General features: G+C 71.2%; 9 protein-coding genes. 2 read left to right on the top strand and 7 right to left on the bottom strand.

Annotated features, from left to right (window positions below; all coding sequences use genetic code 11):
- From AOK23_RS08025 to AOK23_RS08000, 6 genes are all read right to left on the bottom strand, one after another.
- Positions 1 to 615 (bottom strand): fumarylacetoacetate hydrolase family protein (locus AOK23_RS08025; RefSeq protein ID WP_055712055.1); only part of this gene is annotated, 615 nt, incomplete at its 3' end.
- Positions 608 to 1,528 carry a 3,4-dihydroxyphenylacetate 2,3-dioxygenase gene (locus AOK23_RS08020; RefSeq protein ID WP_055712054.1) on the bottom strand — a complete coding sequence of 307 codons (921 nt, stop codon included), beginning with the start codon at positions 1,526 to 1,528 and terminating at the stop codon, positions 608 to 610. The genes AOK23_RS08025 and AOK23_RS08020, both read right to left, overlap by 8 nt.
- Positions 1,521 to 2,981, bottom strand: a complete 1,461-nt coding sequence (locus tag AOK23_RS08015) for an aldehyde dehydrogenase (protein ID WP_055712053.1) — start codon at positions 2,979 to 2,981, stop codon at positions 1,521 to 1,523. The genes AOK23_RS08020 and AOK23_RS08015 overlap by 8 nt, the downstream gene beginning before the upstream one ends.
- 122 nt (positions 2,982 to 3,103) lie before the next feature.
- A complete protein-coding gene (locus tag AOK23_RS08010) occupies positions 3,104 to 3,916 on the bottom strand; it encodes an acetoacetate decarboxylase family protein (protein ID WP_055712052.1) in 813 nt (270 codons plus the stop codon).
- A gap of 14 nt (positions 3,917 to 3,930) precedes the next feature.
- Positions 3,931 to 5,130 (bottom strand): NAD(P)/FAD-dependent oxidoreductase, encoded by a 1,200-nt coding sequence (locus tag AOK23_RS08005; protein ID WP_055712051.1) that lies wholly within the window; start codon positions 5,128 to 5,130, stop codon positions 3,931 to 3,933.
- Positions 5,131 to 5,132: 2 nt separating this feature from the next.
- Entirely contained in the window at positions 5,133 to 5,321 is a 189-nt protein-coding gene (locus AOK23_RS08000) for a ferredoxin (RefSeq protein ID WP_055512415.1), read from the bottom strand.
- Between the two features lie 167 nt (positions 5,322 to 5,488).
- Here AOK23_RS08000 and AOK23_RS07995 point away from each other — a divergent pair, with 167 nt between their 5' ends.
- A complete protein-coding gene (locus AOK23_RS07995; RefSeq protein ID WP_055712050.1) occupies positions 5,489 to 6,844 on the top strand; it encodes a glutamine synthetase family protein in 1,356 nt (451 codons plus the stop codon).
- A 20-nt stretch (positions 6,845 to 6,864) separates the two neighbouring features.
- Entirely contained in the window at positions 6,865 to 8,163 is a 1,299-nt protein-coding gene (locus tag AOK23_RS07990) for a cytochrome P450 (protein ID WP_055712049.1), read from the top strand.
- 350 nt (positions 8,164 to 8,513) lie between these two features.
- Here AOK23_RS07990 and AOK23_RS07985 read toward each other — a convergent pair whose 3' ends face one another.
- Entirely contained in the window at positions 8,514 to 9,206 is a 693-nt protein-coding gene (locus AOK23_RS07985) for a DUF6215 domain-containing protein (RefSeq protein WP_055712056.1), read from the bottom strand.
- Between the last annotated feature and the right edge of the window lie 21 nt (positions 9,207 to 9,227).

Below are 9,227 nucleotides of genomic sequence, written 5' to 3'. Positions count from 1 at the left end.
GTAGAGGGTGATGGTGCGGGCAATGTCGGCGACGAGGTAGTGCATGTCCCACTGCATCTCGTCGGTCGAGCCGTCCTGCGCGACCTCGCCGTTGACGTAGGTCCGAAGGCTCTTGCCGCGGAAGTCCCAGTCGGTGACCAGCCCCGGACCGAGCGGGCACAGCGTGTCGGAGCCCTTCACCCGGAGCATGGAGCCCGCGTCCGTGTCACGGAAGTCGTGCAGGCCGTAGTCGTTGGCGACGGTGTAGCCCGCGATGTACTCGCCGGCCTCGGCGGGGGAGATGTTCCGCGCCGTCCGCCCGATGACGATGGCGACCTCGCCCTCGTAGTTGAGCCACTTGCAGCCCTCGGGGCGGACGATCGCGCCCCGGTGGGAGTTGAGGGCCGAGGTCGGCTTGTGGAAGTACGTGGGGGTGTCCGGCAGCTCGATCCCGAACTCGTCGACGCGGCTGCGGTGGTTGAGGTGGACGGCGATCACCTTCGACGGCACGACCGGCGGCAGGTGGTGCGCGTCCTCGATCTTGACGCGGCGGCCGTCCCCGGCGACCAGCTCGTCACCGTCGACGGTGACCTGGACGGCGGCGCCGTCGAGCAGGATGCGGCGGTACTCAGGCATGGGAGGACTCCTGTACGGGGGTGTGGGATGCGGTCCAGCCGTCGGCGGGCCGGTCGAACCAGAGGTGCACCTGGCCGGTGCCGATCGAGTTCTCGTACTCGCCGTACTGCCGGGCGCTGGCCGCGCACGCCCTCTCGCCGAGGGCGCCGGCCATCATCAGGTAGTGGAAGAACTTCGCCTCCGGCTTGAACTTCCAGAACTCGTCCATCGTGTCGAGGACCCGGTCGTGGCGCCCCTCCTTGAACCAGGCGATCCGCTCCTCGTCGGCCGCGCGCGCCTCCGGGGTGAAGATGTGCACCGGGTCGCTGGCCTCGTGGTCGCGCAGTTCGCGCAGCGGCCAGAAGGTGTGCGAGAGGGCGCCCGAGGCGATCAGCAGCACCCGGCGGCCCGGTGTGGCGGCGATGCCGTCGGCGAGTGCCCGCCCCAGCCGCAGATGGTCCTCCATGTCGCCGGTCTGGCAGACACCGATGGTCACCCACCGCTTGTCCGGCAGCCCCTCGCCGAGGAACTTCCACAGGTTGATGGTGGCGTAGTAGATCGGCAGGTAATCGTCCTCGATCGCGGTGATCCAGGTGCCGTGCTTGTCCGCGAACTTCTCGATGTTGTGGGCGAGTTCGGGGTCGCCGGGGAAGTCGTACGGCATCCGGCACATGCCCCGCGGCAGCTCCTCGGAGGTGAACAGCCCGGCCCGTCGCTGCTGCGCGGTGACCACGAACTCGACGGTGGTCGCCCAGTGCGAGTCGAGGACCACGACCGTGTCGTAGTCGTCCCGCTCGAAGACGTCCTTGCGGAGCTGCTGGAGGCCGGTGACGAGGGTGATCTCCTTGCCCTCGTTGAGCTCCAGCCGGTCCTCCTCCGGCAGCACGATGGTGGGGACATGGGCGAGGAGGCCCGCCCCGACGATCTCACCCATGGTTGTTCCATCCGTTCGGTGCGGTGACCGTGTTCTTCAGGTCGCAGTAGAAGTCGAAGCTCCAGGTGCCGCCCTCGCGGCCCACCCCGGACTGGCGGGAGCCGCCGAAGGGCGCCTGGAGATCGCGGACGAAGAAGCAGTTGACCCAGACCGTGCCCGCCACGAGCTGCGCGGTGACCCGCTCGGCGCGGGCCGGGTCGCCGGTGGCGAGGGTGGCGGCCAGCCCGAACCGGGTGTCGTTGGCGAGCCGGACGGCCTCGTCCTCGTCGGTGAAGGTCTGGAGGGTGAGGACCGGTCCGAAGACCTCCTCCTGCACGATCTCCGAGTCCTGCGCCACATCGGTGAGCAGGGTCGGTGCGTAGTACTGCCCGTCCAGCCGGTGCCCGCCGATGACCGCCCGCGCCCCGGCCGCGAGGGCCCGCTGCACGAACCCGTCGATCTTCTCCAGCTGCCGGAGGTGGATGTTGGGCCCGATGTCGGTGGCCTCGTCCCGGGGATCGCCCTGCTTCAGCGCGCTCGCCTTCTCCACGAACCGCCGTGTGAACTCCTCGGCGACCGCCTCCTCGACGAGGAAGCGCGTCGCGGCCAGACACACCTGTCCGGCGTTGTCGTACTGCTCCACCGCGAGATCGACGGCGAGGTCCAGGTCGGCGTCGGCGAACACCAGCAGCGGGGACTTGCCGCCGAGTTCGAGGCTGAGCGGCGTGAGGTGGGCGGCGGCCGATTCGGCGATCCGCTTGGCCGTGGGTACCGATCCGGTGAAGCTGATGCGGCGCACGTCCGGATGCGAGGTCAGCGCGTCGCCGATCTCGGCACCGTAGCCCTGCACCACGTTCAGCACGCCCGCCGGCAGACCCGCCTCGGCGGCGATGTCGGCGAGCAGGGAGGCCGTCAGCGGTGACCACTCGGCGGGCTTCAGCACCACGGTGTCGCCGGCGGCGAGCGCCGGGGCCACCTTCCAGGTGGCGAGCATCAGCGGGGCGTTCCACGGGGTGATCAGGACGCAGGGGCCGGCCGGGTCCCACGACACGTGGTTCGTGTGCCCGCGCGTCTCGAAGTCCTCGTGCTCCAGCTGGAGCAGCCAGTCCGCGAAGAACCGGAAGTTGTGCGCCACCCGGGGCATCACCCCGCGCCGGTGCGACCGCAGCAGGGCTCCGTTGTCGGTGGTCTCGACGACGGCGAGCTCCTCCAGGCGCTTCTCCACGCCGTCGGCGATGGCGTGCAGGATGCGCGCCCGCTCCCCCCGCGAGGTCGCGGCCCACCCGGGGAACGCGGCCTTCGCGGCGGCGACGGCGGCAGCCGCCTCGGCGGGCCCACCGCGGGCGATCTCGCCGAGCACGGCGCCGTCGATGGGGGAGTGGTCGGTGAAGGTGTCGGAGGAGGCGACGCGTTCGCCGCCGATCCAGTGCCGGGTGTCGACGGAGACTCCGCCGACGACGATCTTGTCAGACATGGGGAGGGTGTCCTTTTCAGCGAAGGGGAGGTGCGCCGACCCAGGGGCGCGGGACGTGTCGACACGCGGCTGTGCCGCGTGGGCGTGGCGCGCCACGGACGGCCCGTGGCGGCCCGCCGGGCTCAGCCGGCCGCCGCTCCCGACATCCCGGACTCCAGCAGCCGTCCGCCGTCCCACACCACGCCGACCTGGCGGTAGTACGCGGCGATCGGCTCCTCCACCGTCAGCCGCGCCAACTCCTCCGTCGGCGCCTCGAACAGCTCCAGCTCAGCGTCGCCGACCCAGGGCTGCCCGCCCTCGAAGGAGGCCGCGCCGGACTCGATCAGCTCGTCCAGCGCCAGTCCCTTCCCCTTCTCGATCGAGGGCAGCCACCGGTGGTGGGCCATGGGGTGGGCGTTGACGAAGCCGTTCGTCTCCGACGGCTCCCGCAGCGTCACCACCGTCTGGGCGAGCCGCCGGTCCGCCGCGGCGAGCGTCGCCCCGAAGCGGGCCCCCGCCTCGATCCGCGGAGCGGGCCCGTACGGGTGGGGACGCGTCTGGTGGATGGACCCGAGCTTCTTCGGGTAGCCCTGGTGCAGCCCGCGGGCGATCGCGAAGTCCTTGTCGACCCAGATGTACACGCACCGCGAGTACGTCCGCCCCCGGTACTTGCACCGGACGACCGCGAAGGCCTCCTTGTACTGGGAGAGCACCGGGTCGAGCAGCTCCGTGCCGGACGCCGAGCAGGACTGCCAGTCGGCCCAGATCAGCGCGACCGCGCCCGGGTCCTCGTCAGCCAGCTCCAGCGACTCCGGCAGCAGTTCGCGCACCCGCGCGGGGTCCGTGCGGTACTCGACGGTGAGCAGGTCGCCCGAGTAGCGCCAGGGCGGGGAGGGGATCAGCGACGACGAGCCCGTCGCCGTCTTGGGGTGGAGGAATCCACGGACGGTGGTCATGGTGAGGCGGTTCCTTACGCGGTGAGGGCGGGCTGCTTCAGGAGGTCGGCGCGGTGGCGGGCGGCGGCGGAGGCGATGGCCGGGCCGCCGAGCGCGACGACGCCGACCAGCCGGTCGTCGCGGTGGTAGCCGACCAGGACGTCCCCGGTCGGGTCGCCCTCCAGGACGCGCACGTCGTCCTTGCCGAGGACGGGGGCGCCGAAGGACTGGAGCCGGAAGTCGTGCTGGTCGCTCCAGAAGGTGGGCAGCGGTGCGAACGGCGCGGGCGTGGCGCCGGTCAGCACCTTGGCCGCGTGCTTGGCGGTGTCGGTGGGGATGCACCAGTGCTCCACCCGGCGCGGTACGCCGTCGTAGCGGGCGTTGGGGAAGCGCGCCACGTCGCCCACCGCGACGACCTCCGGCCGTCCGCCGACCCGCAGCTGCTCGTCGGTGAGCACTCCGTCGGTCAGGTCGAGGCCGTTGCCGCCCAGCCACTCGGTGTTGGCGAGCGAGCCGACCGACTCCACCACCACGTCGGCGGGCAGCACGGTCCCGTCGTCGAGGATCACCCCGGTGACATGGTCCTCGCCCGCGAATCCGGCGACCCCGGTGCCGAGGGCGAAGCGCACCCCGCGCTCCTCGTGCCGGGTGAGCAGCGCGCGGCCGAGCAGCTCGCCGAGCGGGCCGACCATGGGCAGCGGCAGCGGATCGACGACGGTCACCTCGGCGACACCGAGGCCGACGGCGGTCGCGGCCACCTCGCAGCCGATGAACCCGGCGCCGACGACGACCACCCGGGCACCGGGCCGGGTCAGCTCGGCCCGCAGGCCCTGCGCGTCGGCGAGGGTGCGGACCGTGTGGCGTCCGGCCAAGGGACCGGGGCAGCGCAGCCGCCGGGGCCGCATCCCGGTGGCGGCCACCAGCCCGTCGTACGACAGCTCCGAGCTGTCGTCGAGGACGACCGTCCGTTCGGCGAGGCGGGACGCGACGACCCTGGTGCCGAGGCGCCATTCCACGTCGGCCACGCTCGCGCGGGGCCGGAAGGCGAGGGACTCGAAGGGCGCCTTCCCTGCCAGCACCTCCTTGGAGAGCGGGGGCCGGTTGTAGGGCATGTGGGGCTCGTCGCCGACGAGCGTGATCGCCCCGCTCCAGCCGGCCGCGCGCAGCTGCTCGGCGGCGCGCAGACCGGCCATGGAGGCGCCGGCGACGACGACGCGTGCACTGGTGGAAGCCATGGTCAGGCCTCGATCCGGATGGCCTGGAGCGGACAGACGTCGGCGGCTTCCTCGACCTCGTCGAGCAGCGCGTCGTCGGGGTCGCTGACGTAGGCCAGCCGCCCGTTCGCGTCCAGCTGGAAGACCTCGGGGGCGGCGAAAACGCACTGGCCGTGGTCCTGGCACTTGTTCATGTCGACGACGACCTTCATGGCCGGTCCTCCTCAGGTCATTTGGCTCCAAACAACATAGGAAGCTGCACACCCCTGGTCAATAGCTGTCCAGGTGGATAATTTTTTCGCCACAACCCCTTGCGGGCCACTGGGCCCGTTCTTATCGTTTGGGCTCAAATCATTTGCCTGCCGCCGAGGAGACAACGGTGAGCGCATCCCCAACACCGGACATTCGTCAGCACCAGGAGCGGCTCGCCGCCGAGGGCATCGACGTGGTCCGCGTGACCTACCCCGATCTCATCGGCACCGACCGCGCCCGGGACGTCCTGCTCGACAGCCTCCCCACGGCCTGCGAACACGGCCTCACCTTCTGCCGGGCCGTCTACCACACCTCCCCCCAGGGGGACGTCGTCCCGGTGCCCGGGGGCCTCGACGCGGGGCTGCCCGACATCCACGTACGACCGGACCTCGACACCCTGGTCCCCCTGCCGTGGGAGCCCGGCGTCGCCGCCTGCCTCGGGGAGACCGTCGACCCGGCCACCGGGTCGCCCGCGCCCGAGTCGCCCCGCGACCTGCTGCGCACCGTGCTCGCCCGCTGCGCCGAACAGGGCCTGACCCCGATCGTCGGGCCCGAGCTGGAGTACTTCCTGTGCGACGAGGACCCGGGGTCCCCGAGCGGCTGGAAGCGCTACTCGGGCGCGGCCGGAGTCGTCTACACCGCCGGCCTGCGCGCCGACCCCGACAACCATCTGCTGCGCACCCTGCGCCACCTCCGCGACCTGCGGATCGGCGCCACCAACGGCAACCACGAGTTCGACGGCGGGCAGTTCGAGATCAATCTCGACCACTCCGAGGCGCTGTCGGCCGCCGACCGGTCCTTCCGCTTCAAGGCCGCCGTCAAGGAGCTCGCCCGCAAGGAGGGCCGGCTCGCCACCTTCATGGCCAAGCCGTTCAACGACGCCGGCGGTTCCGGCTTCCACCTCCATCTGTCCTGCGACGACGAACGCGGGAAGAACGCCTTCGACGACCCGTCCGGCGCCCATGGCCTGTCCGCCACCGCCCGGCACGCCCTCGCCGGCATCCTCGCCCACGCCCCGGCCCTCGCCGCCCTCGCCAACCCGACGGTCAACTCCTACAAGCGCTTCGGGCCCGACACCCTCGCGCCCTGGCTGATCGACTGGGGGCTCGACAACCGCAGCGCCATGGTCCGCGTCCCGCCCGAGCGCGGTTCCGGCGCCCGGCTCGAACTGCGGCTCGGCGATGCCAGCGCCAACCCGTACCTGCTGATCGCGGGCACCATCGCCGCCGCGCTCCTCGGGGTCAGGGCGGGCGAGGAACCCCCCGCCCCGCTGGAGGGCTACGGCTACGACACCGCTCGCTCGGCCGTCCTGCCCATGAACCTGTCCGACGCCCTCGACGCACTGGAGGCGGACACCGCCCTCACCGAGGTGCTCGGCAAGGACTTCACCACCTCGTACCTCGGCTACAAGCGCAACGAGGTCGAACGCTTCCACCGGCACGTCACCGACTGGGAGTTCACCGAGTACGCCTACCACCTGTGACGTCCAGGAGAACCAAGAACATGACCACTTCCGCCCACCTCCCCTCCGTCCGCGAGGCCCTCCAGGAGCCCCTGCCGCTGGCCGACGTGGACCTCGCCGACCTCGGCAACTTCACCGACGGCATCACCCCCTGGCGCATGTTCCACACCCTGCGCCACGAGGACCCGGTGCACTGGCAGCCCGAGGACGCCCCCAACTCCGGCTTCTGGGCCGTCACCCGGCACGCCGACATCGCCCGCGTCGACCGGGACGCCGAGACCTTCACCTCGACCAGGTTCGTCAACCTGGAGGAGGTCGACGACGACCAGATCAAGACCCGGGCCTCCATCCTGGAGATGGACGGCGTGCGCCACCGCGCGCTGCGCAGCGTGATCCAGCGGCAGTTCGGCGCGGGCGTGATCAACGGCTACACCGACTTCCTGCGCGGACTGACCGCCACCACGCTGGACGCGGCCCTGGCGAAGGGCACCTTCGACTTCGTCGCCGACGTCTCCGCCGACTTCCCCATCAACGTCCTGGCCCGGCTGCTGGACGTGCCGCCGGAGGACAACCAGAAGCTCATCGACTGGGGAAACCGCATCATCGGCAACACCGACCCCGACTACGCGGACGTCCTGCTGCACAGCGAGGAGAGCGAGAAGTACCGGCACCTGCCGTTCCGCTCGCCCGCCTCGGTGGAGGTCTTCGAGTACGGCCGCGAACTGGCCCGGCAGCGGCGCGGCGGTGACGGCACCGACCTGGTGTCCCGCCTGGTCAACGCCACGCCCCGCGACGGTGTCCCGCTCTCCGCGCAGGACTTCGACAACTACTTCCTGCTGCTGGTGGTGGCCGGCAACGAGACCACCCGCCACACCATCTCCCACTCCATGCTGGCCCTGCTCCAGCACCCCGAGCAGCTCGCCCGCCTCCAGCAGGACCCGTCGCTGATTCCGGTCGCGGTCGAGGAGTTCCTGCGCTGGGCCTCGCCCGTCTACCACTTCCGCCGCACCGCGACCCGGGACGTGGAGCTGGGCGGCAAGCACATCAAGGAGGGCGAGAAGGTCGTCATGTGGTTCGCCTCCGGCAACCGCGACGAGGAGGTCTTCGGCAACCCGTACGACTTCGACGTGGCCCGGCAGAACAACGACCACGTCACCTTCGGCAAGGGCAGCCCGCACCTGTGCCTCGGCAATCTGCTGGCCCGCACCGAGATCCGCATCATGTTCGAGGAGCTGATCCCCCGCCTCGCCGACATCCGGCTCGCCGGTGACGTCCCGCGCGTGCGGTCCAACTTCGTCAACGGCATCAAGAAGCTTCCGGTCGAGGTGACCCTGGCCTGACTCTCCACCAACCTCCTCGGCAACGGCGTCGCCGCCTTCGGTGTCGCCCGCTGCGAGGGCGCCCTGGACACCGAGCGGGCCAAGAAGGTCCTGAACGGCGAGGCCGTCGAGGAGGTGGCCTCCGAACCCGTGAGCCCCGTCGTACCCAGCCCCGTCAAGGCGGACTGACACGCAGGGCAGACCGTGCGACGGTTCTCAGACGGCCGAAGCACGGCGTCGTCATCGAGCAGGCGAGCGACTGTCCGGCCGAGCGCGTCCGCACCCTGACGTTCCGCTCGGGCGGCGGCCGGTTCGAGGCCTGGCCTGCCTCGACGTCCGGGGCGCCGATGCGCCGGTGAACCGCCCCCGGCTCAGCCGGACTTCCAGCCGGGAAGCGTCGGCAGCACCTTCTCGGCGATGCGGAACAGCGCCGCGTCGTCCGGCGGCAGTCGGTCCTCGCGCCAGATGACCAGGTCGTAGGTGTCGCCCTTGTCCTTGGTGTCGCTCGCCACCAGCAGATGGCGGGCGACACCGCCGGGGCCCGACGTGGCGTCGCCGCCGTCGAGCCGGAAGGAGATGGCGATGGTCTGCCCCGAGTAGAGCACCGCCTTGTGTCCCAGGACCGTCTTGGACTGGGCCCCGGCGCCCAGGTAGTCGATCGACTCCGCGACCGGGAGGTCGTCGTACGACGCCGAGATCTGTACGGTGTGGGACTCCAGTTCGACCTTCGCCTCGGGGGTGATGGTCTTGGTGCCGCCGGCCCAGCGGGACTCGCTCTCGCTGCCCGACGCGTACTCCGCCTCCTCCAGCGGTGTGCCGACGAGCTTCGGCAGGTCCTTGCGGTTCAGCGCGGTGCACAACTGCGCCCCGGAGACCCGCTTCCTCGGCGCCGGTGAGGCGTCGTCCGAGGTCGAGCAGGTGGCCGGCCCGTTGTCCGTGCCCGGTCCGGCGAAGGCGTCCTGCAGCCACAGGCCACCGGCCACCACCCCGAACAGGACGAACGCCAGGATCGCCTGGCCCCACGCCCCCGTACCCTTCTCGGGCGCCCCTTGACGGTCGTTCATGTCCCCCACCCCGATGTCCCC

The sequence above is a fragment of the Streptomyces torulosus genome, assembly GCF_001419765.1.
GTDB classification, from domain to species: Bacteria; Actinomycetota; Actinomycetes; order Streptomycetales; family Streptomycetaceae; genus Streptomyces; species Streptomyces torulosus.
This window is presented reverse-complemented; position numbering and strand designations above follow the sequence as displayed.

Excerpts from the sequence above, each read along its gene's own strand:
- AOK23_RS08015 (WP_055712053.1), bottom strand. The coding sequence starts at position 2,981 with ATGTCTGACAAGATCGTCGTCGGCGGAGTCTCCGTCGACACCCGGCAC.
- AOK23_RS07990 (WP_055712049.1), top strand. The coding sequence starts at position 6,865 with ATGACCACTTCCGCCCACCTCCCCTCCGTCCGCGAGGCCCTCCAGGAG.
- AOK23_RS08000 (WP_055512415.1), bottom strand. The coding sequence starts at position 5,321 with ATGAAGGTCGTCGTCGACATGAACAAGTGCCAGGACCACGGCCAGTGC.
- AOK23_RS08005 (WP_055712051.1), bottom strand. The coding sequence starts at position 5,130 with ATGGCTTCCACCAGTGCACGCGTCGTCGTCGCCGGCGCCTCCATGGCC.
- AOK23_RS08020 (WP_055712054.1), bottom strand. The coding sequence starts at position 1,528 with ATGGGTGAGATCGTCGGGGCGGGCCTCCTCGCCCATGTCCCCACCATC.
- AOK23_RS08010 (WP_055712052.1), bottom strand. The coding sequence starts at position 3,916 with ATGACCACCGTCCGTGGATTCCTCCACCCCAAGACGGCGACGGGCTCG.
- AOK23_RS07985 (WP_055712056.1), bottom strand. The coding sequence starts at position 9,206 with ATGAACGACCGTCAAGGGGCGCCCGAGAAGGGTACGGGGGCGTGGGGC.